The organism is Streptomyces solicamelliae (assembly GCF_045348655.1).
GTDB lineage: Bacteria > Actinomycetota > Actinomycetes > Streptomycetales > Streptomycetaceae > Streptomyces > Streptomyces solicamelliae.
This window is the reverse complement of record NZ_CP160404.1, coordinates 2,477,923-2,499,432: the sequence shown is the minus strand read 5'-3', so window position 1 is coordinate 2,499,432 and position 21,510 is coordinate 2,477,923. Positions and strand designations below refer to the sequence as shown.

Sequence of the window (21,510 nt, the reverse complement as noted above, 5' to 3'; positions counted from 1 at the left end):
GGCATGAGGCATATGCGGGCGTAGCCTGGAACCACCCGTACGTCCTCCCGGACGCGCCCGCGTCATGCTCAGCGCTTACCCGATGAGGCGAGCACCATGCGTCGTCGTCATTCAGTATTCCTACTGCCCGCCGGGGTGGCCATAGGCATCCTGGGCCTCCTCGCCCCCACCGCCGAGGCGGGAAGCGCGCACTTCGTCGGCACCCCGACGGCCAGTGCCTCCGGCAGCACCCTGACGGTCAAGGGCAAGGAGGCAGGCCTCGGGAACCTCGCGCAGATCACCGTCACGGTCTCGGCCGACGCCCAGTGCATCAACAAGGGCGGCAACAAGCCGTCGGCCGAGAACAAGCAGTCCTTCGGCGGGGGCGCCACCGTGCCCGTCCAGAACGGCAAGGCGAACTTCAGCATCACGGTCACGGCGAACTTCCAGCCGAAGTGCAGCCCTCCGATGACCCTCCAGTGGTCGAACGTCGTGGTCACTGACGTGACCAACAGCCTCTCGGTGACCCTGCCCGGTCCCTTCTAGCCCGTCCGGAGCGTCAGCCCCGTCCTGGCCGCCGCCGGGGGCGGGGCTCTTCGCGTCGCCGGTCCTAGGACCAGCGACCGTACTTTGTTGCGGCGGGATGAAATCCCTGGCCGGCCGCGTTGGTGACTTCCGGTAGAGCAGCGGAAACGGGAGGTATCACGTGGCGGCGGGGCGGAAACAGGACGGGTGGGCGCACCGGCTCGCCGGGTATGCGTGGCGGTACCGGCTGAACGTGATCATGGCGCTCGGCTCCTCGCTGGCCGGTATGGCGCTGCTCGCGCTCGTCCCGCTGATCACCAAGGTGATCATCGACGACGTGATCGGGGCGAAGACCCGGTCCCTCTCCGTGTGGACCGGGCTCCTCATCGCCGCCGCCGTCCTCGTCTACGTCCTCACCTACATCCGCCGCTACTACGGCGGGCGGCTCGCGCTCGACGTGCAGCACGACCTGCGGACCGAGATGTTCGGCACGATCACCCGGCTCGACGGGCGGCGGCAGGACGAGCTGTCCACCGGGCAGGTCGTCGGGCGGGCCACCAGTGACCTGCAGCTGATCCAGGGGCTGCTGTTCATGCTGCCCATGACGATCGGCAACATCCTGCTCTTCCTGATCTCCCTGGTCGTCATGGCCTGGCTGTCGATCCCGCTGACCCTCGTCGCCCTCGCCGTCGCCCCCGCGCTCTGGTTCATCGCCAAGCGCAGCCGCACCAAGCTGCACCCCGCCACCTGGTACGCCCAGGCGCAGGCCGCGCACGTGGCCGGCGTGGTCGACGGGGCGGTGACCGGCGTCCGCGTGGTGAAGGGCTTCGGACAGGAGGACCAGGAGACCGGGAAGATCCGGGAGGCCGGGCGGAAGCTGTTCGCGGGACGGCTGCGGACCATCCGGCTGAACGCGAAGTACACCCCGGCCCTCCAGGCCGTCCCCGCCCTCGGCCAGGTCGCCGTGCTCGCGCTCGGCGGCTGGCTGGCCACGCGGGGGCAGATCACCCTCGGCACCTTCGTCGCCTTCTCGGCCTACCTGGCCTCCCTCGTCGGCCCGGTCCGCATGCTCGCCATGGTCCTCACCGTCGGCCAGCAGGCGCGCGCCGGCGTCGAGCGCGTGCTGGAGCTGATCGACACCGAGCCCGCCATCTCCGACGGCACCAAGGAGCTGCCCGCCGACGCACCCGCCACCGTCGAGTTCGACGACGTGTCGTTCGCGTACGAGGACGCCTCCGGCAGGACCAGCCCCGTCCTCGACGGGTTCTCGCTCCGGATCCGCCCCGGCGAGACCGTGGCCGTCGTCGGCGCGTCCGGCTCCGGCAAGTCCACCGTCTCCCTCCTCCTGCCGCGCTTCTACGACGTCACCCACGGCGCCGTCCTCGTCGGCGGCCACGACGTTCGCGAGCTCACCCAGTCCTCGCTGCGCGCCGCCATCGGCCTCGTCCCCGAGGACAGCTTCCTGTTCTCGGACACCGTCCGCGCCAACATCGCCTACGGCCACCCCGACGCCACCCAGGAGCAGATCGAGACCGCCGCGCGCGCCGCGCAGGCCGACCGGTTCATCGCCGAGCTGCCCGCCGGCTACGACACCAAGGTCGGCGAGCACGGCCTCACCCTCTCCGGCGGCCAGCGCCAGCGCATCGCGCTCGCCCGCGCCATCCTCACCGACCCCCGGCTGCTGCTCCTCGACGACGCCACCTCCGCCGTCGACGCCCGCGTCGAGCACGAGATCCACGAGGCGCTGAGGTCGGTGATGGCGGGCCGCACGACCCTCCTCATCGCCCACCGCCGCTCCACCCTCGGCCTCGCCGACCGGATCGCCGTCCTCGACGACGGCCGGCTCTCCGACATCGGCACCCACGAGGAGCTGGAGCGCCGCTCCCCGCTGTACCGCCGGCTGCTCACCGACCCCGACGAGCTCGGCGGCGTCTCGCCCGGCCACGTCCTGCCGGCCGAGACCGAACCCGACGAGGACCACCTCCTGCGCGCCGAGCTCGACGCCGAGTACGACGCCGAGCGCGGACTGACCCCCGCCCTGTGGGTGCGGGAGGAGCAGGCCGACGACGACAGCGCCGTGCCCGGAGCCACCCCTGAGCTGCTCGCCGCCGTCGAGGCCCTGCCGCCGGCCGTGGACACCCCGGACGTCGACGAGCGGCGGGCCGTCGCGCCGGAGGACTCGTACGGGCTGCGCCGCCTGCTGCGCGGCTTCGGCCTCGTGCTGCTCGCCAGCCTCGGCCTGGTCGCCGTGGACGCCGGCATGGGCCTGCTGCTGCCGGTCCTGATCCGGCACGGCATCGACGACGGCGTCAACCGGCTCGCCGTCGGCGCGGTCTGGGCGGCCTCCGCGCTCGCCCTGGTGACCGTGCTCGTGCAGTGGGTCGCGCAGACCGCCGAGACCCGGATGACCGGCCGCACCGGCGAGCGGATCCTCTACTCGCTGCGCCTGAAGATCTTCGCCCAGCTCCAGCGCCTCGGCCTGGACTACTACGAGCGCGAGCTCACCGGCCGGATCATGACCCGGATGACCACGGACGTGGACGCCCTGTCCACGTTCCTGCAGACCGGCCTGGTCACCGCCTTCGTCTCCGTCGTGACCTTCTTCGGGATCATGGTCGCGCTGCTGGTGCTCGACGTGCAGCTGGCCCTCGTCGTCTTCGCGACGCTGCCGGTGCTCGCCGTCGCCACGTACTTCTTCCGCCGCGCCAGCGTGAAGGCGTACGAGCTGGCCCGCGAGCGGATCAGCGTGGTCAACGCCGACCTCCAGGAGTCGGTGTCCGGGCTGCGGATCGTGCAGGCCTTCGGCCGCGAGCAGGACGGCGCGGCCCGGTTCGCGGAGCGCAGCTCCGGCTACCGCGAGGCCCGGGTGCACGGCCAGTGGCTGATCTCGGTCTACTTCCCGTTCGTCACCCTGCTGTCCTCCGTCGCCGCCGCGGCCGTCATGATCGTCGGCGCGAACCGGATCGAGGCCGGCACCCTGACGACCGGCGCGCTCGTCGCGTACCTGCTCTACATCGACCTCTTCTTCGCGCCGGTGCAGCAGCTGTCGCAGGTCTTCGACGGGTACCAGCAGGCCGCGGTCTCGCTGGGGCGGATGCAGGAGCTCCTCCAGGAGCAGACCTCGACGCCGCAGTCCGCGAAGCCGATGGACGTGCCGTCCCTGCGCGGCGAACTCGCCTTCGAGGACGTCTCGTTCCGGTACGGCTCCGACGAACCCGCCCTGCGCGACATCGAGCTGCGTATTCCGGCCGGCCAGACCGTCGCCTTCGTCGGCGAGACCGGCGCGGGCAAGTCGACGCTGGTCAAGCTGGTCGCCCGGTTCTACGACCCGACCGCGGGACGGGTCACCGTCGACGGCACCGACCTGCGGGACCTCGACCTGACCGCGTACCGGCACCGGCTCGGCGTCGTCCCCCAGGAGGCGTACCTGTTCCCCGGGACGATCCGGGACGCCATCGCGTACGGCCGGCCGGACGCGAGCGACGCCGAGGTGGAGGCCGCGGCCCGCGCGGTCGGCGCGCACGACATGATCGCCACGCTGGACGGCGGCTATCTGCACGAGGTCGCTGAGCGGGGCCGGAACCTGTCGGCCGGTCAGCGCCAGCTGGTCGCCCTCGCCCGCGCCGAGCTGGTCGACCCGGACGTGCTGCTGCTCGACGAGGCCACCGCGGCCCTGGACCTGGCCACCGAGGCCCAGGTCAACGCGGCGACGGACCGGCTCGCCGGGCGCCGTACGACGCTGGTCGTCGCGCACCGGCTGACCACGGCCGCCCGCGCCGACCGGGTGGTCGTGATGGCGGGCGGCCGGGTCGCCGAGGACGGCACGCACGACGAACTGCTGGCCCGCGACGGCCGGTACGCGTCGCTGTGGCGCACGTTCATCGGCGAGGAGGAGCCGCAGCGGGTCTGAGGCGGTGGCGGGTCCTCGCCACCGCGCAACCGAAGGGTCCCTTCCCGCGTCGTACGCATGTACGGCTCTGATGCGGGAGGGGACCCACGTGTTCGACGGCACTGGCGCGAGGAAACGCAGCGGGCGGGGCGGACGCGGCGGACAGAGCGGTCACAGGGAAGAGGGCGGACGCAGTGGACAGGGCGGACGCGGCGGGCGGCTGGTCGCACGGATCCTCGCGGTGTGCCTCGCGGCCGGCGCGCTGACCGTCGCCGCCCCGGGCACGGGACAGGCCGACGCCGCCTCCGTGTGCACCGGCCGGCCCGCCAAGACCGTCGCCTTCGCCACCGGCGAGCTGCGCCTCTACCGCACCCGCCACTACGCCTGCGCGATCGCCGTGGCCAAGGCGCCGGGCGCGCGCCGGTACATGAGCGTGCAACTGCAGCCGCGCGGCGGCCGGGCCGCCGTCGACGAGGGCCGCTTCACCCGGCAGGCCGGCCCGGTCACCGTCCACGCCCTCAACCGCTGCGTCCGCGCCACCGGCAACGTCGGCGGCGCCACCGTCTCGACCGGCTGGATCCTGTGCCGATGAGGAGCAGGAACGACAGGTAAGGGGCAACTGGGTCTGGCGATACGCACGTTGCCCCCGCTAGGTTCGCGACACCGTTGTGAATCAAGGGGAGGGTGAATGCGCAAGGCGCTGACAGGGATCCTGTCGCTCGCGGTGCTCATGGGCACCGTCGGCGCGACCGGTGCGGCCACCGCCGCCGAGCCGGCGGCCGAGTTCGCGTCCACGACCGCGGACGCGAACAGCACGGACATCAAGGACCGCATCCTGGCGATCCCCGGGATGAGCCTGATCGAGGAGAAGCCGTACGCCGGTTACCGATTCTTCATCCTGAATTACACTCAACCGGTCGATCACCGCCGCCCCTCCGCGGGCACGTTCCAGCAGCGGATCACGGTCCTGCACAAGGACACCGGCCGGCCGACCGTGTTCCACACGAGCGGCTACGGCCTGAGCACCACGCCCAGCCGGCGCGAGCCCACCCGCATCATCGACGGCAACCAGGTCTCCATGGAGTACCGATTCTTCACGCCGTCCCGGCCGCAGCCCGCCGACTGGAGCAAGCTGAACATCTGGCAGGCGGCCAGCGACCAGCACCGCATCTTCACCGCGCTGAAGGCGATCTACGCGGAGAACTGGCTGTCCACCGGCGGCTCGAAGGGCGGCATGACCGCCACGTACTACGAGCGCTTCTACCCGCGCGACATGGACGGCGTCGTCGCGTACGTGGCGCCGAACGACGTGGTGAACAAGGAGGACTCGGCGTACGACCGCTTCCTCGCCACCGTCGGCACCAAGGAGTGCCGCGACCGGCTGAACGCGCTGCAGCGCGAGGCGCTGGTCCGCCGCGTGCCGCTGCAGAAGAAGTACAAGGCGTGGGCCGAGGAGAACGGCGCGACGTTCAACACGGTCGGCTCCCTCGACAAGGCGTACGAGGCCGTCGTCCTCGACTTCGTCTGGGGCTTCCGGCAGTACTACGGCGAGGCCGACTGCGGGAGCATCCCGGAGGCCGCCCAGGCCACCGACGACCAGGTGTACGAGACCATCGACGCCTACTCCGGCTGGTCGTTCTACAGCGACCAGGGCCTGGAGCCGTACACGCCGTACTACTACCAGGCGGCCACCGAGCTCGGCTCGCCGGACATCCGGCAGCCGCACCTCGACGGCCTGTCCCGGTACGGCTACCAGCCCGCCCGGAACTTCGTGCCGCGCGACATCCCGATGACGTTCAAGCCGCGGGTGATGCGCGACGTGGACGACTGGGTCCGCAAGAACGCGAACCGGATGCTGTTCGTGTACGGCGGCGACGACCCGTGGGGCGCGGAGCCGTTCCGGCTCGGCAAGAAGGCCAGGGACAGCTACGTCATGACGGCGCCCGGCGCCAACCACGGCGCGAGCGTCGCCCAGCTGACGGACGCGGACCGGGAGAAGGCGACCGCCCGCATCCTGGCCTGGGCGGGCGTCGAGGCCCCGGCGGCCGCGGCCGCACCGCTGGCCCGCTTCGACGCGACGCTGGACACGGCGGACCCGGAGGTCGTGCGCAGGCAGGTGCGCCTCCCGTAGGGGACCGGCCGCGGTGACCGGACATCAGCCCGACCCGGCTGATGTCCGGTCAGAATCACGAGTTCACAACTGATCAGGAAGTGGATCTTCGGAGTCCGTTTTGCCTGGGGCGGGCGATGTAGCGTTCGCGTCCGATCATGTACACGTTCTCCAGAAAGCTCCTCCCATGACGACTCCTCCCGCCGCCCCCGACCAGCCGCTCACGCCCGCCGAGCCGGAGAAGAAGAAGCGGGGGATCGGCAAGAAGATCCTCGGCGTCGTCGTGGCGATCGCCGTCGCCCTGGCCGTGAAGCTCGGCCTCCCGTACCTCACCGGCGACACCCCCGTGCACGCCAAGGCCGGCGACTGCGTGACCGTGAGCGGTCCGGAGAACGCCCCCGAGGTCGAGAGCGTGTCGTGCGGCGAGAAGGCCGCCGACCTGTACAAGGTCGTCAAGGTCTACGACAACACCTTCGACGTGAACAAGTGCGGCGAGGCGAGCGAGGTCGCGCTCGCGCAGCAGTGGGACGCGGACAAGTTCGTGCTCTGCCTGAACGCCGTCAAGAACTGACGACGGGTACGGCGTGACGAACGCCGGTCTCCACGATCCGGATGCGGTCGTGGAGGCCGGCGTTCCTTTCTGCTTCTGCGCTACGTGTACGAGAGCCCGTACCCGACCGGGTACAGGACCGTCTTCGGGTCGTCCGCGCGGACGACCGGTACCGGCAGCCGGCCCTGCGGGCGGGCCGCGCCGGCGATCACCCGGGCGGCGGCGCGCAGTTCGACGTCCGTCCAGGAGTACGTGGCGACGGTGGCCCGCTGACCGGCGAGCTGGGCCACGTCGTACGGGTTGCGGATCGCGACCGTCACGACCGGGACCCCGGTCGCGACCAGCCGGGACACCAGGGTCCGCTGGGTGCCGGCCGCGGTCACGTTGTACGTGCCGACGACGACCACGTCCTGCCCGGCCGCGGCCGCCACCGCCTCGTCGATCTTCGCGGCGGTCGGGGTGATCCCGGTGGACAGCGCGCGGGCGGTGAAGCCGAGTTCGGCGAGCGCCCCGGCCAGGGTGGCGGTCGGCGGACCGGTCGTGCCGGACGGGGAGGCCGGGTCCGCGCCGACGACCAGCACCTTGGAGTGGGTGCGGCGGTCCAGCGGCAGCAGTCCGCCCTCGTTGCGCAGGAGGGTCGTGGTCTCCTCGGCGATCCGGTCGGCGGCGGCGAGGTGCGTGGCGGTGCCGACGGTCAGGTCGATCTCGGAGGGCTTCACGAAGGGCTCGCGGAACAGCCCGAGCTTCCACTTCAGCCGCAGGATCCGGAGGATCGATTCGTCGAGCCGGCTCTCCGTCAGCTCGCCGCTCTTCACGGCCTGGAGCACGGCGTTCCAGGCGACGCCCAGGTTCGGCGGATTGAGGAGCTGGTCCACGCCCGCCTTGAGGGCGAGTACGGGCACGCGCTCGTCGCCGTACTTGGTCCGCACCCCCTCCATGCCGAGCGCGTCGGTGACGACGACGCCGTCGTAGCCGAGTTCCTCGCGGAGGATGCCGGTGAGGATCGGGCGGGAGAGCGTGGCCGGGTCCTCGCTCGGGTCGAGGGCCGGGACGACGATGTGCGCCGTCATGATCGAGTCGATGCCGGCGGCGATGGCGGCGCGGAACGGCGGGGCGTCCAGCTCGTCCCACTGCGCGCGGGTGTGGGTGATGGTCGGCAGGCCGTAGTGGCTGTCGGTGGCGGTGTCGCCGTGGCCGGGGAAATGCTTCGACGTCGCGGCGACGCCGCCGCTCTGGTAGCCCCGTACCTGGGCGGCGACCAGGCCGGCGACGGCCTCCGGGTCGGAGCCGAAGGAGCGGACGCCGATGACGGGGTTGGCGGGGTTGACGTTGACGTCGGCGACGGGCGCGTAGTTCTGCCGGATGCCGACGGCGGCCAGTTCCGTGCCGGCGATCTGCGCGGCCTTGCGCGCGTCGGCGTGCGAGCCGCCCGCTCCGAGGGCCATTGCACCGGGCACGAGCGTGGCGGGCTTGCCGACCCGGCAGACGATGCCGTGCTCCTGGTCGGTGGAGATCAGGAGGGGGAGGGGCGTGGCCTGGCCGAGCCCGGCCCGCTGGATGCCGTTGGACAGCTCGGCGATCTGGTGCGGGTCGCGGGTGTTGTGCGCCCAGGCGAAGTAGATGATGCCGCCGACGTGGTACTTCGCGATCAGCTCGGCGGCGGTGCGGACGCCGATCTCCTTGAGGTTGGCGTCGACGTCCGCCTGGTCGGGTGCGGTGGCGGAGTGGCCGTACACCCGCATGACGAAGAGCTGGCCGACCTTCTCCTCGAGGGACATCCGGGAGATCAGCCGTCTGAGCGCATGCTCGTGCCCCGCGGCGAACGCGCTGCCCGCGGGCAGCGCGGCGCCGGTGACGGCGACGACGGCGGTCGCGGCGGAGGCGGTGAGGAGGGTACGTCGGGAGGTGGCGCGGTGGTGCACTGGTGCTCCTTCCGGCCGTGCGGGGGAAACTGAAGGAAACTTCCAAGGTGCAGGGTTAGCCCGAAAGTAACTGCCAGGTCAAGGACCGGCGCACGAACACGTACCCGTTGTGGGGGTTCGTTCCGCCGGGGGCGGGGGTGCGACGGCCGGCCCTTTCGGCCGTCGGCCCGCGGGAACCGACCTCCGCGCCGTCCCGTCCAAGGGCCGCTGGACGGCCTCGCGATGCGCTCCCCCTCCCAGCCGCTCGCGCCCGACAGCACGCCGCCACCGGTGCGCCCCCCAACCTGCGCCGGTGGCGGCCCTCTGACGGACCCTTTGACGCGGCCTCACGCGGCCGACGCGACTCCAGGCCACAGCTCCTGCAGCAGCCGGACCGTCTCCCGGATCGCCGGCCGGCGGGCCGCCCCCTCCCGCCACAGCGCGCTCAGCCGCCGCACCGGCACCGGGTCGAGCCGTACGGCCGTCACCTCCGGGGGCAGCGGCCCGCGTCCGAGCCGTGGCACCAGCGCCACGCCGAGCCCGGCCGCCACCAGGGCCACCTGGGTGTGGTTCTCCTCCGCCTGGTGCGCGATCCGCGGCTCGCAGCCGGCCGCCCGCATCGTCCGGACCAGCCAGTCGTGACAGACGGTCCCCGGGGGCTGGGTGATCCAGCGCTCGCCGGCGAGGTCCTCGCGCCGGATCGCCGCCCGCTCCGCCAGCGGATGGCGGCGCGGGACGAGCACGTCGCACAGGTCGTCGCCGATGACGGCCTGCTCGACGCCGGGCGGCGCCGGCAGCGGCGCGATGTCCCAGTCGTGCGCGACCGCCAGGTCGAGCGCGCCGCGCGCCACGAGGTCCACGGACAGGTGCGGGTCCACCTCCGTCAGCCGGGCGTCGAGCGCCGGGTGCCGGCGTGCCAGCTCGGCGAGCGCGCCGGGCATCAGCCCGCGCGCGGCGCTGGCGAAGCAGCCGATGGCGAGCCGCCCCGAGGGCTGCCCGCGGCGCTCCTCCAGCCGTACCTCGGCCTCCTCCACGAGGGCCATCAACTGCTGTGCGGTACGCGCGAGTTGGTGCGCGTCGTCGGTGAGCCGCACGCCCCGGCCCCGACGTTCGAGCAGCGTCGTCCGGGTCTCCCGTTCCAGCTTGGAGATCTGCTGCGAGACGGCGGAGGGCGTGTAGCCGAGAGCCGCCGCGGCCGCGCCGACGCTGCCGTGCACGGCGACGGCGTGCAGTGCGCGGAGCCGTCCGAGATCGAGCACGCTTCCCACCTCCCACACGTAAGGGCTGCTACATCCAACCATGAAGAAATCCGCGCTGGTGCTACATGGTTCGGCGGCGCGATGCTCGACGTCATGCGCCCCGTACACATCGCCCTCGCCGCGCTGGTCGCCGCGGTCTGGGGGGTCAACTTCGTCGTCATCGAGATCGGTCTCGACCACTTCCCGCCGCTGCTCTTCTCCGCCCTGCGCTTCCTGGCCGCCGCGCTGCCCGCGGTGTTCCTGGTCGGCCGCCCGAAGGTCGCCTGGAGGTGGATCGTGGCCGTCGGGCTGACGCTCGGCGTGGCCAAGTTCGGCCTGCTGTTCACCGGCATGGACCTGGGCGCGCCGGCCGGTCTGTCCTCGCTGATCCTGCAGGTCCAGGCGGTGTTCACGGCGCTGTTCGCCTTCGTCGCGCTGGGGGAGCGGCCGCGGCGGCTCCAGGTCGCGGGGATGGCGGTGGCGCTCGCGGGGATCGGCGTGGCCGCGTACGACGAGGGCGCGTCGGGGCCGCTTGCGGGCTTCACGCTCTGCGTGGCCGCGGCGGCGTGCTGGGGCGTCTCCAACGTCCTGACCCGCAAGGCGTCCCCGCCGGACGCGCTCAACTTCATGGTCTGGACGTGCACGGTCCCGGTCCTGCCGCTGCTGGCCCTGTCGTTGCTCCTGGAGGGCCCGGAACAGGACCTGGCGGCACTCCGCGCGCTCGACCCGACCGGCGCCGGCGTGATCGTCTACGTCGCCTGGATCACCACGGTCTTCGGCTTCGGCGCCTGGTCCTGGCTCCTGCGCCGCTACCCCGCCTCGTCCGTGGCCCCCTTCTCCCTCCTGGTCCCCGTCTTCGGCATGTCCTCGGCGGCCCTGTTCCTCGGCGAGACGGTGACCCCTCTCCGCTGGTGCGCGGCGGCGCTGCTGGTGGGGGGCGTGGCCCTGACGTCCCTGAAGCCGCGGGGCCCCGTGCCGCGGACGCGGCCCGACGGGGCGGCGCTCGCCCCGGTCGCCGCGGGCCGCCCCGAGGGCTGACGGCCGTACGGGGCGGGGGCGTTACGGTGGGCCGCATGGAGCTCGTACCGATCGACCGTGCCGCCGCCCCCGCCGTCGTGCTGCTCAGCGGGATTCCCGGCAGCGGCAAGACCACCGTGGCGGCGGCGCTCGCCGCGCGGTTCGCCCGGTCCGCGCACATCGAGGTGGACAAGCTCCAGTCGCTCATCGTCTCCGGCGGCCACTGGCCCACCCCGGACGGCGACCCGGAGGCGGACCGGCAGATCTTCCTGCGCGCCCGCCACGCCTGCCTGCTCGCCGAGAGCTTCGGCGCGGCGGGTTTCCTGCCCGTCGTCGACGACGTCGTGGTCCGCCGCAGCCACCTCGCCTTCTACCGCGACCGGCTGAAGGCCCACCGCTTCCACCCGGTCTTCCTCGCCCCGGGCCCGGACAAGGCGTGGGAGCGCAACAACGCCCGCCACAAGCGCCTCACCACCGACTGGTCCTTCCTGGACGAGGCGATGCGCGCGGAACTGTCCGCCGACGGCGTATGGATCGACAACGCGGCCCTGACGGCCGACGAGACCGTCGACGCCGTCATCGAGGCCACGGGACTCACGCCCGAGGACCGCTGACGCCCGAGGACCGCTGACGTCGAGGACCGCTGAGGCCCGATGACCGCTGACGCCCGAGGGCGCTGACGCCCGATGACCGCAGACGTCGGTCGGTCCGTCAGGCCCGCGGCGGGGCCGTCGACTCCCGTACGACCAGTTCCGCCTCCACCGTCGTCAGCCCGCCCGCCGGGACGTCTCCCGTGCCCATCGCCAGGAGCCCCGCGCGCCGGCCGGCGTCCTGGAGGGGGAGGCGGACCGTGGTGAGGGCGGGGGAGGCGTCGATGGCGAAGGGGAGGTCGTCGAAGCCGGTCACCGAGACGTCGCCGGGAATGCTCAGGCCCAGGTCGCGCAGGGCCGCGCAGGCGCCCAGCGCGACCGTGTCGCTGGCCGCGACGATCGCCGTCAGGTCCGGGGCGCGGCGCAGGAGTTCGCGCGTCGCCTCGTAGCCCGAGGCCCGGTCGTACAGGCCGTGGACCGTCGGCACGTCGCCCAGGCCCGCCGCCGCGAGCGCCGCCCGGTGGCCGTCCAGACGGTGGCGGGTCGTGGTGTACCGCTCGGGGCCCATGATGAGGGCGATCCGGCGGTGGCCCAGCGACAGCAGGTGCTCGGTGAGCTTCCGCGCCCCGCCCCGGTTGTCGAAGGCCAGCGTCGTCGCCGTCGCGTCGCCCGGGACCGGCGGCCGGCCGCACAGAACCACCCGCGTCCCCGCCTCCGACAGCCGCGCCAGCTTCGTCGCCGTCGCCGCCAGATGCTCCGGATCGTCGTACGAGCCGCCGGTCAGCACCACCGCCGCGGCCCGCTGGCGCTGCAGCAGCGTCAGGTACATCAGCTCCCGCTCCGGCGAGCCGCCCGTGTTGCAGACCACGGCCAGCTTCTCCCCGCCGGCCCGCCCGGACGCGCACGCGCCGATCGCGTTCTGCGCCGCGCCCGCGATGATCCCGAAGAAGGGGTCGGCGATGTCGTTGACCAGGATCCCGACCAGGTCGGACGTGGCGGCGGCCAGCGAGCTCGCGGGGCCGTTCAGCACGTAGTCCAGCTCGTCCACCGCCTGCAGCACCCGCTCGCGGGTGGCCTCGGCGACCGGGTAGTTGCCGTTCAGGACGCGGGAGACGGTGGCCGGGGACACCCCTGCGTGCGCCGCCACATCCGCCAGCGTGACGGTCATCGCGTACCTCCGGGGAGACGGGGGAGAGTCGGGCCCACCCCTTGTCCGGGGTGTTCTCGGCAGGCTAGCGTCAGCCAGCGTAGAAAGCGCTTTCTATCCGAGCTATCGGAGGCAACTCGTGACACGCAGGACCGTGCGCATCGCCATGAACGGCGTCACCGGACGCATGGGGCACCGCCAGCACCTCGTCCGTTCCGTCCTCGCGATCCGCGAGCAGGGCGGGCTGCCGCTCGGCGACGGCACCGTGATCTGGCCCGAGCCCGTGCTCGTCGGCCGCCGCGCGCACGCGCTGCGCGCGCTCGCCGAGCGGTACGGCCTCACCGAGTGGTCGACCGACCTCGACGCCGTGCTCGCCGACGACTCCGTCGAGATCTACTTCGACGCGCAGCTCACCTCCGCCCGCGCCGACGCCCTCAAGAAGGCCGTCGCCGCCGGCAAGCACGTCTACACCGAGAAGCCCACCGCCGCCGATCTCGCCGGCGCGCTGGAGCTGGCCCGCCTCGCCGAGACGGCCGGCGTCCGCCACGGCTGCGTCCAGGACAAGCTCTTCCTGCCGGGTCTGCGCAAGCTGAAGCGGCTGGTCGACGGCGGCTTCTTCGGCGAGATCCTGTCCGTACGGGGCGAGTTCGGCTACTGGGTCTTCGAGGGCGACTGGCAGCCGGCGCAGCGTCCGTCGTGGAACTACCGCGCGGAGGACGGCGGCGGGATCGTCGTCGACATGTTCCCGCACTGGGAGTACGTGCTCCACGAGCTGTTCGGCCGGGTCACGAGCGTGACCGCGCACGTCGCCACGCACGTCCCGCGCCGCTGGGACGAGGACGGCAAGCCGTACGCGGCGACCGCCGACGACGCCGCGTACGGGATCTTCCGCCTGGAGGGCGGGGCGATCGCGCAGATCAACTCCTCCTGGGCGGTCCGCGTCCACCGCGACGAACTGGTGGAGTTCCAGGTCGACGGCACCCACGGCTCCGCCGTCGCGGGCCTGCGCGGCTGCCGCGTCCAGCACCGCTCGGCGACCCCGAAGCCGGTCTGGAACCCGGACCTCCCCTCCGCCGAGTCCTTCCGTGCCGGGTGGCAGGAGGTCCCCGACAACGAGGAGTTCGACAACGGCTTCAAGGTTCAGTGGGAGCTCTTCCTGCGCCATGTCGTGGCCGGTGAGCCGTACCACTGGGACCTGCTGGCCGGCGCCCGCGGCGTGCAGCTCGCGGAACTGGGCCTGCGCTCGGCGGCCGAGGGCCGCACCCTCGACGTCCCGGAGCTGACCCTGTGATCGGCCTGCCGCAGCCGGACGGGAGCCTGCGGGCGTACGAGCCGAAGCGCCCGGCGCCGCTCGCGTCCGTACCCCCCGACCGCGCCCCCCTCCTCTCCCGCACCGTCTACTCCGCCGCCCACGTCGTCGCCGACCCGTACGCCGACGTGTCCCCCGACGGGCCCGCCGTCGTCGACTGGGACGCCACGCTCGCCTTCCGGCGGCACCTGTGGGCGCACGGGCTCGGCGTCGCCGAGGCGATGGACACCGCGCAGCGCGGCATGGGCCTCGACTGGGCGGGGGCGGCCGAGCTGATCCGGCGGTCCGCCGCCGAGGCGAAGGCCGTCGGCGGTCGGATCGCCTGCGGCGTCGGCACCGACCAACTCACCGTCCCCACCGACCTGGTGACCGTCCGCGAGGCGTACGAGGAGCAGCTCGCGCTCGTCGAGGAGACCGGCTCCCGGGCGATCCTCATGGCCTCCCGGGCCCTCGCGGCCGCCGCCGAGGACCCGGACGACTACCTCGACACGTACGCCCACCTCCTGCGCCAGTCCGCCGAGCCGGTGATCCTGCACTGGCTGGGCCCGATGTTCGACCCGGCCCTGGAGGGGTACTGGGGCTCGTCGGACCTGGACGCCGCCACCGAGACGTTCCTCCAGGTCGTCGCCGCACACCCGGACAAGATCGACGGCGTCAAGATCTCGCTGCTCGACGCGGAGCGCGAGATCGAACTGCGTCGCCGTCTGCCCCCGGGTGTCCGCTGCTACACGGGCGACGACTTCCACTACCCGGAGCTGATCGCCGGAGACGCGAAGGGCTTCAGCCACGCGCTGCTCGGGATCTTCGACCCGCTGGGCCCGCTCGCCGCCCGGGCCGTACGCGTCCTGGACACGGGCGACACCGCCGGCTTCCGCGCCCTCCTCGACCCCACCGTCGCCCTCTCCCGTCACCTGTTCCAGCCGCCCACCCGCTACTACAAGACGGGCGTGGTGTTCCTCGCCTGGCTGGCCGGCCACCAGGACCACTTCGCGATGGTCGGCGGCCTGCAGTCCGCCCGCTCCCTCCCGCACCTGGCCCGCGCCTACGAACTCGCCGACGGACTGGGCCTGTTCCCGGACCCGGAACTCGCCGAGGCCCGCATGAAGTCCCTCCTCACGGTGTACGGAGTCGACGCGTGAACCGTGACCGCTTCTCGATCAACCAGATGACCGTCCGGCAGCTCGCCCTGCCCGAACTGGTCGCCCACTGCGTCCGGCTCGGCATCGGCGGCGTCGGCCTGTGGCGCGAGCCGGTGCAGGAGTACGGGCTCGGGGCCGCCGCCGCGCTCGTCCGCGACGCCGGGCTGACCGTCACCAGCCTGTGCCGCGGCGGCTTCTTCACCGCCGACGGCCGGGAGGCCGACAACCGCGCCGCCGTCGACGAGGCGGCCGCCCTCGGCACGGACACCCTCGTCCTGGTCTCCGGCGGGCTGCCCGCCGGCAGCCGCGACCTGCCCGCCGCGCGGGCCCGGATCGCCGACGGGATCGCCGACCTGGCCCCGTACGCCGCCGAACGCGGCGTCCGCCTCGCGATCGAACCCCTCCACCCGATGTACGCGGCGGACCGCTGCGCCGTGTCCACCCTGGACCAGGCCCTGGACCTCGCCGCGCCCTTCCCCGCCGCACAGGTCGGCGTGGTCGTGGACACGTACCACGTCTGGTGGGACGACCGCGCCCCGGCGGCCGTGGCCCGCGCGGGCGCCGAGGGCCGCCTGCACTCCTTCCAGCTGGCCGACTGGACCACCCCGCTCCCGGCGGGAGTCCTCACCGGCCGCGGGCAGTTGGGCGACGGCGTGATCGACCTGGCGGCCTGGTGCGAGCAGGTCGCGGCGGCCGGGCACACCGGCCCGGTGGAAGTGGAGCTGTTCAACGAGGAGTTGTGGCAGCGGGACGGCGTGGAGGTCCTGGAGGAGACCCTGGACCGCTTCGGAGAAATAACTCCCCGCAGCCGTACAACCATCCCCGGGTGACGGGTGTCGTACTGGGTGTCGGGACTTCCGGGGAGGGGATCCGGGGGGATCAGGGAAGCCCGACATGGAGGGGGAGTACGTGGGGCCCGGTCTGGGGGGACCGGGCCCCAAGCAGTCTGCGGAACGGATCCTGAGATCGATGGGGAACGCATGACCGTACGACGCATCGGCACCGCCTGGTCCGTCACCGCCTGGTGGATGCTGCTGACCCTGTTCCTGTGGTTCCTGGGCACGGTCTTCGACCAGCCGGCGTCCCTCGCGGCGTACGCCGCCTCCGCCGCACTCATGGTCGCCATCGGCGAGGCCGGTGACTGGCTGCGCCGACGCCTGGTCAGGCTTCGAAGCACCCGCCCTTGACGGCGGCGACGAAGACCGACCAGCCGTCGGCGGAGAAGACGACGGCCGGACCGGCCACGGCCTTGCTGTCGCGGACGGGCACGCGGGCGTGGCCGCGGGCCACTTCCAGGCATTCGCCCTGGCCGCCTCCGCTGTAGCTGGACTTGTACCACCCCTCAAGGGTGGACGAGTCGGAGACTGTGCGCTCACTGCTGACCATGTGCGTAATCCTCTGCTGCCGCCCTGACCAGGGCGAGTGACTCCTGCTGCGACAGAGCGTCGCTCAGAGCCAGAGCGTAGGCGGTCTGACAGGTACTCACCAGGGCGGGATCATCCATCAGGTTGCCTGTCAGGAAGCCCTCGACGTAGGCCACCGGCGCGGAATCCTCGAAGCTCATCAGCGTCAGCAGACTCTCCATGAGCGCATGCGCTCCGACGCCGTACGGAAGGACGTGCATGCGAAGTCGGCCCGTCTGGGCGAGGTCGGCGACTCTCCCCAATTGCTCTGCCATGACATGTCGGCCGCCGCCTTCGCGTCGCAGAACAGCCTCGTCGAGCAGCGTCCAGATGACCGGTTGGGCCGGCCCGTCGAGAACGTGACGGCGCTTCGTGCGGATGGCAACGGCCTCGTCAAGCTGTTCGGCGGTGTGGTTGGGGCTGTAGGCGCGGAACAGCGCGCGTGCGTACGCGTCGGTCTGCAGCACCCCTGGGACGAGAGTCAGCGCGAACTGCCGGATCAGCGTGGCCTGCTGTTCGAGCTGCGCCGCCGACGCGAAGTGATCCGCGTATTTGGACTCCAAGTCCTCCAGCCACCGTTCGAAGAACCCGTCCGTCCCCAGCGCCCGGTCGATCCGCCGGGCGTCGTCCCGGTTCGGGAGGCGTCTTCCCGCCTCGAAGTGGGCGATGTGCGTGCGCGAGCACACCACCTGCTCGCTCAGCTGCTCCTGCGTGAGTCCGGCGGCCGCTCGCCGGAGTCTCAGTTCCTCCCCGTACTTCTCGCGAGCCGTCCGCGGTTTCCGGCGCTGCATGCGATCAACTCCCCACCCGAACCAGCCCGATCCGACCGAAGCGCTGTCACGGCTTCGCCCCCTGCAGCGTAGCCACGGTGCTGCCGCTCCGTGACGGGTTGTCCACAGATGGCGACGGTTGCGCGAACCGTGCCGGACCGCGATGTCCGAGGTCTTCGCTAACGTCGGAGCATGTCCAGTCCCACGTCTGGCCCCACGTCCGGTCCTACGTCCGGTCCCACGAGCGGTCCCGCGCCCGTTCCCGGCCCGCGGATGGCCGTGCTCGAAGGCGTGCTCGAGCGGATCACGTACGCCAACGAGGAGAACGGGTACACCGTCGCCCGCGTCGACACCGGGCGTGGCGGCGGTGACCTCCTGACGGTGGTCGGTTCGCTGCTCGGGGCCCAGCCGGGCGAGTCGCTGCGGATGGAGGGCCGGTGGGGCTCCCATCCGCAGTACGGCAGGCAGTTCACCGTCGAGAACTACACGACCCTCCTGCCCGCCACGATCCAGGGCATCCGCCGCTATCTGGGCTCCGGGCTCGTGAAGGGCATCGGGCCGGTCTTCGCCGACCGCATCACCAGCCACTTCGGGCTCGAGACCCTGGACATCATCGAGCAGGAACCGGCCCGTCTGATCGAGGTGCCCGGCCTCGGGCCGAAGCGGACGAAGAAGATCGCCGCCGCCTGGGAGGAGCAGAAGGCCATCAAGGAGGTGATGGTCTTCCTGCAGACCGTCGGCGTCTCCACCTCCATCGCGGTGCGGATCTACAAGAAGTACGCGGACGCCTCGATCTCCGTGGTGAAGAATCAGCCCTACCGGCTGGCCGCCGACGTCTGGGGCATCGGCTTCCTCACCGCCGACCGGATCGCCCAGGCGGTCGGCATACCGCACGACAGCCCCGACCGGGTCCGGGCCGGCATCCAGTACGCCCTGTCGCAGTCCACCGACCAGGGGCACTGCTTCCTGCCCGAGGAGCAGCTGATCTCCGACGCGGTGAAGCTGCTCCAGGTGGACACCGGCCTGGTCATCGACTGCCTCGGCGAGCTGGCCGAGGACCCGGAGGGCGTGGTGCGGGAGAAGGTGCCGGGGCCCGACGGGCAGCCGGTCACGGCCGTGTACCTGGTCCCGTTCCACCGGGCCGAACTCTCCCTCGCCGCCCAGGTGCTGCGCCTGCTGCGCACCCCCGAGGACCGGCTGCCGGGCTTCGCCGACGTGGACTGGGGCCGCGCCCTGGACTGGCTGGCCCGGCGTACGGGTGCCACGCTCGCGCCCGAGCAGGAGGAGGCCGTCCGGCTGGCCCTGACCCGCAGGGTCGCGGTGCTCACCGGCGGCCCGGGCTGCGGCAAGTCGTTCACGGTCCGCTCCGTGGTGGAGCTGGCCCGCGCCAAGAAGGCCAAGGTGGTGCTCGCCGCGCCCACCGGCCGGGCCGCCAAGCGGCTGGCCGAGCTCACCGGAGCGGAGGCCTCCACCGTCCACCGCCTCCTGGAGCTCAAGCCCGGCGGCGACGCCGCGTACGACCGGGACCGGCCGCTGGACGCGGACCTGGTCGTCGTCGACGAGGCGTCGATGCTGGACCTGCTGCTCGCGAACAAGCTGGTCAAGGCGGTGGCTCCGGGCGCGCATCTGCTCCTGGTCGGCGACGTGGACCAGCTGCCGTCGGTCGGCGCCGGCGAGGTGCTGGGCGATCTGCTGGCCCCGGACAGTCCGGTGCCCGCCGTCCGGCTGACCCGGATCTTCCGGCAGGCCCAGCAGTCCGGCGTGGTCACCAACGCGCACCGGATCAACGCGGGGCAGCACCCGCTCACCACCGGCCTGCCGGACTTCTTCCTCTTCGCCGAGGACGAGACGGAGGACGCCGGCCGGCTCGCGGTGGAGGTCGCGGCCCGCCGGATCCCCGCGAAGTTCGGCCTCGACCCGCGCCGGGACGTCCAGGTCCTCGCCCCGATGCACCGCGGCCCGGCCGGCGCGGGGACGCTCAACGGTCTGCTCCAGCAGGCCATCACCCCGGCCCGCCCCGACCTGCCCGAGAAGCGCTTCGGCGGCCGGGTCTTCCGCGTCGGCGACAAAGTCACCCAGATCCGTAACAACTATGACAAGGGAGCGAACGGCGTCTTCAACGGCACCGTCGGGGTGGTCACCGCGCTCGACCCGGAGGAGCAGCGGCTGACCGTCCGCACGGACGAGGACGAGGAGATCCCGTACGACTTCGACGAGCTGGACGAGCTGGCCCATGCCTACGCTGTGACCATCCACCGTTCGCAGGGCAGCGAGTACCCCGCGGTCGTGATCCCGATCACCACGGGGGCCTGGATGATGCTCCAGCGGAACCTGCTCTACACCGCCGTGACCCGGGCGAAGAAGCTGGTCGTACTGGTCGGCTCGCGCAAGGCGATCGGTCAGGCGGTACGCACGGTCTCGGCGGGCCGGAGGTGTACGGCACTCGCCCATCGGCTCGGCGGACTTTCCCCAACCGGGGCGAAGGGGGCAGGATGAGCAGGTTGACGGCACTGAGTGCCGCCAAATGGCCTATTGGCCGACCCCGAGTGCACTCTGCTGAGCCAAATGGGGGATGGTAGAGACAGTCAGGGCACCTCGAAGAAGAGGCACTACGTCGGTGAGGGATGACGTGAGCGACAACTCTGTAGTACTGCGGTACGCGGACGGTGAATACACCTACCCGGTGGTCGAGAGCACCGTCGGCGACAAGGGCTTCGACATCGGGAAGCTCCGGGCCCAGACCGGTCTGGTCACGCTGGACAGCGGTTACGGCAACACCGCCGCCTATAAATCCGCCATCACCTACCTGGACGGCGAGCAGGGCATCCTGCGGTACCGCGGCTACCCCATCGAGCAGCTCGCCGAGCAGTCCACCTTCCTGGAGGTGGCGTACCTCCTGATCAACGGTGAGCTGCCGAAGGCGGACGAGCTCAGCGTCTTCCAGAACGAGGTCACCCAGCACACGCTGGTCCACGAGGACGTCAAGAACTTCTTCCGCGGTTTCCCGCGGGACGCCCACCCGATGGCGATGCTGTCGTCGGTGGTCTCCGCGCTGTCCACCTTCTACCAGGACAGCCACAACCCGTTCGACGAGACGCAGCGTCACCTGTCGACGATCCGGCTGCTGGCCAAGCTGCCGACGATCGCGGCGTACGCGTACAAGAAGTCGGTCGGCCACCCGTTCGTCTACCCGCGCAACGACCTCGGCTACGTCGAGAACTTCCTGCGGATGACCTTCTCGGTGCCGGCGCAGGACTACGACCTCGACCCGGTCGTGGTCTCCGCCCTGGACAAGCTGCTGATCCTGCACGCGGACCACGAGCAGAACTGTTCGACCTCCACCGTGCGTCTGGTCGGCTCCTCGCAGGCGAACATGTTCGCCTCGATCTCCGCGGGCATCTCGGCCCTGTGGGGCCCCCTGCACGGCGGCGCCAACCAGTCCGTCCTGGAGATGCTCGAGGGCATCCAGGCCAATGGCGGCGACGTCGACTCCTTCATCCGCAAGGTGAAGAACAAGGAGGACGGCGTCCGCCTGATGGGCTTCGGCCACCGGGTGTACAAGTCCTTCGACCCGCGCGCCAAGATCATCAAGGCGGCGGCGCACGACGTCCTCTCGGCGCTCGGCAAGTCCGACGAGCTGCTGGACATCGCGCTGAAGCTGGAGGAGCACGCGCTCTCCGACGACTACTTCGTCTCGCGCAACCTCTACCCGAACGTGGACTTCTACACGGGTCTGATCTACCGCGCGATGGGCTTCCCGACGGAGATGTTCACCGTCCTCTTCGCCCTGGGCCGCCTGCCGGGCTGGATCGCCCAGTGGCACGAGATGATCAAGGAGCCGGGCTCCCGCATCGGCCGCCCGCGCCAGATCTACACGGGCGAGGTCCTGCGCGACTTCGTGCCGGTCGAGGAGCGCTGAGCGCGAGGGACCGCGACCCCGAGG

At 71.9% G+C, this 21,510-nt stretch carries 18 protein-coding genes; 13 read left to right on the top strand and 5 right to left on the bottom strand.

Translation table 11 applies throughout. The features are described 5' to 3' along the window. Positions 1–135: 135 nt before the first annotated feature. The 5 genes from ABZO31_RS11460 (at position 136) to ABZO31_RS11440 (ending at position 7,074) form a co-directional block, all read left to right on the top strand. Positions 136–525, top strand: coding sequence for a hypothetical protein (locus tag ABZO31_RS11460; protein WP_406861045.1), 390 nt, complete (start codon positions 136–138; stop codon positions 523–525). 160 nt (positions 526–685) lie between these two features. Then, the gene (locus ABZO31_RS11455; protein ID WP_406861044.1) at positions 686–4,414 is read left to right on the top strand and encodes an ABC transporter ATP-binding protein; all 3,729 of its coding nucleotides are present in this window, start codon (positions 686–688) and stop codon (positions 4,412–4,414) included. Positions 4,415–4,502: 88 nt separating this feature from the next. Next, positions 4,503–4,985 (top strand): hypothetical protein, encoded by a 483-nt coding sequence (locus ABZO31_RS11450; RefSeq protein ID WP_406861043.1) that lies wholly within the window; start codon positions 4,503–4,505, stop codon positions 4,983–4,985. Between the two features lie 96 nt (positions 4,986–5,081). Continuing rightward, entirely contained in the window at positions 5,082–6,524 is a 1,443-nt protein-coding gene (locus ABZO31_RS11445) for a S28 family serine protease (protein WP_406861042.1), read from the top strand. 166 nt (positions 6,525–6,690) lie between these two features. Beyond that, positions 6,691–7,074, top strand: a complete 384-nt coding sequence (locus ABZO31_RS11440) for an LppU/SCO3897 family protein (protein ID WP_406861041.1) — start codon at positions 6,691–6,693, stop codon at positions 7,072–7,074. An 80-nt stretch (positions 7,075–7,154) separates the two neighbouring features. On the opposite strand, the gene ABZO31_RS11435 is transcribed toward ABZO31_RS11440, so the two are convergent. Beyond that, positions 7,155–8,975, bottom strand: coding sequence for a glycoside hydrolase family 3 protein (locus ABZO31_RS11435; protein WP_406861040.1), 1,821 nt, complete (start codon positions 8,973–8,975; stop codon positions 7,155–7,157). A gap of 326 nt (positions 8,976–9,301) precedes the next feature. After that, the gene (locus ABZO31_RS11430) at positions 9,302–10,213 is read right to left on the bottom strand and encodes a LysR family transcriptional regulator (RefSeq protein ID WP_406861039.1); all 912 of its coding nucleotides are present in this window, start codon (positions 10,211–10,213) and stop codon (positions 9,302–9,304) included. Between the two features lie 93 nt (positions 10,214–10,306). Here ABZO31_RS11430 and ABZO31_RS11425 point away from each other — a divergent pair, with 93 nt between their 5' ends. Then, complete coding sequence (locus tag ABZO31_RS11425) at positions 10,307–11,230, top strand: EamA family transporter (protein ID WP_406861038.1); 924 nt, start codon at positions 10,307–10,309, stop codon at positions 11,228–11,230. A 35-nt stretch (positions 11,231–11,265) separates the two neighbouring features. Continuing rightward, complete coding sequence (locus ABZO31_RS11420) at positions 11,266–11,823, top strand: AAA family ATPase (RefSeq protein WP_406861037.1); 558 nt, start codon at positions 11,266–11,268, stop codon at positions 11,821–11,823. A gap of 97 nt (positions 11,824–11,920) precedes the next feature. Here ABZO31_RS11420 and ABZO31_RS11415 read toward each other — a convergent pair whose 3' ends face one another. Next, positions 11,921–12,967, bottom strand: a complete 1,047-nt coding sequence (locus ABZO31_RS11415; protein ID WP_406861036.1) for a LacI family DNA-binding transcriptional regulator — start codon at positions 12,965–12,967, stop codon at positions 11,921–11,923. A 118-nt stretch (positions 12,968–13,085) separates the two neighbouring features. Between ABZO31_RS11415 and ABZO31_RS11410 the strand changes: the two genes are divergently transcribed. The 4 genes from ABZO31_RS11410 to ABZO31_RS11395 all read left to right on the top strand — a co-directional run bounded on the left by ABZO31_RS11410 (position 13,086) and on the right by ABZO31_RS11395 (position 16,581). Then, positions 13,086–14,237: a Gfo/Idh/MocA family protein gene (locus tag ABZO31_RS11410; protein WP_406861035.1), complete on the top strand. Its 1,152-nt coding sequence runs from the start codon at positions 13,086–13,088 to the stop codon at positions 14,235–14,237. Next, positions 14,234–15,394: a dihydrodipicolinate synthase family protein gene (locus ABZO31_RS11405; RefSeq protein WP_406861034.1), complete on the top strand. Its 1,161-nt coding sequence runs from the start codon at positions 14,234–14,236 to the stop codon at positions 15,392–15,394. Before ABZO31_RS11410 ends, ABZO31_RS11405 begins: the two co-directional genes overlap by 4 nt. A gap of 26 nt (positions 15,395–15,420) precedes the next feature. Beyond that, positions 15,421–16,224 carry a sugar phosphate isomerase/epimerase family protein gene (locus ABZO31_RS11400; protein ID WP_406865320.1) on the top strand — a complete coding sequence of 268 codons (804 nt, stop codon included), beginning with the start codon at positions 15,421–15,423 and terminating at the stop codon, positions 16,222–16,224. A 150-nt stretch (positions 16,225–16,374) separates the two neighbouring features. Then, the gene (locus ABZO31_RS11395; RefSeq protein WP_406861032.1) at positions 16,375–16,581 is read left to right on the top strand and encodes a hypothetical protein; all 207 of its coding nucleotides are present in this window, start codon (positions 16,375–16,377) and stop codon (positions 16,579–16,581) included. On the opposite strand, the gene ABZO31_RS11390 is transcribed toward ABZO31_RS11395, so the two are convergent. Beyond that, positions 16,556–16,780 carry a DUF397 domain-containing protein gene (locus tag ABZO31_RS11390; protein WP_406861031.1) on the bottom strand — a complete coding sequence of 75 codons (225 nt, stop codon included), beginning with the start codon at positions 16,778–16,780 and terminating at the stop codon, positions 16,556–16,558. The genes ABZO31_RS11395 and ABZO31_RS11390 overlap by 26 nt on opposite strands. Then, entirely contained in the window at positions 16,767–17,588 is an 822-nt protein-coding gene (locus ABZO31_RS11385; protein ID WP_406861030.1) for a helix-turn-helix domain-containing protein, read from the bottom strand. Before ABZO31_RS11385 ends, ABZO31_RS11390 begins: the two co-directional genes overlap by 14 nt. A gap of 252 nt (positions 17,589–17,840) precedes the next feature. Between ABZO31_RS11385 and ABZO31_RS11380 the strand changes: the two genes are divergently transcribed. Together ABZO31_RS11380 and ABZO31_RS11375 are read left to right on the top strand one after the other, a co-directional pair. Beyond that, on the top strand, positions 17,841–20,063 hold the full coding sequence (locus ABZO31_RS11380; RefSeq protein ID WP_406861029.1) for an ATP-dependent RecD-like DNA helicase: 2,223 nt from the start codon (positions 17,841–17,843) through the stop codon (positions 20,061–20,063). A gap of 133 nt (positions 20,064–20,196) precedes the next feature. After that, complete coding sequence (locus ABZO31_RS11375; protein ID WP_406861028.1) at positions 20,197–21,486, top strand: citrate synthase; 1,290 nt, start codon at positions 20,197–20,199, stop codon at positions 21,484–21,486. Positions 21,487–21,510: the final 24 nt, after the last annotated feature.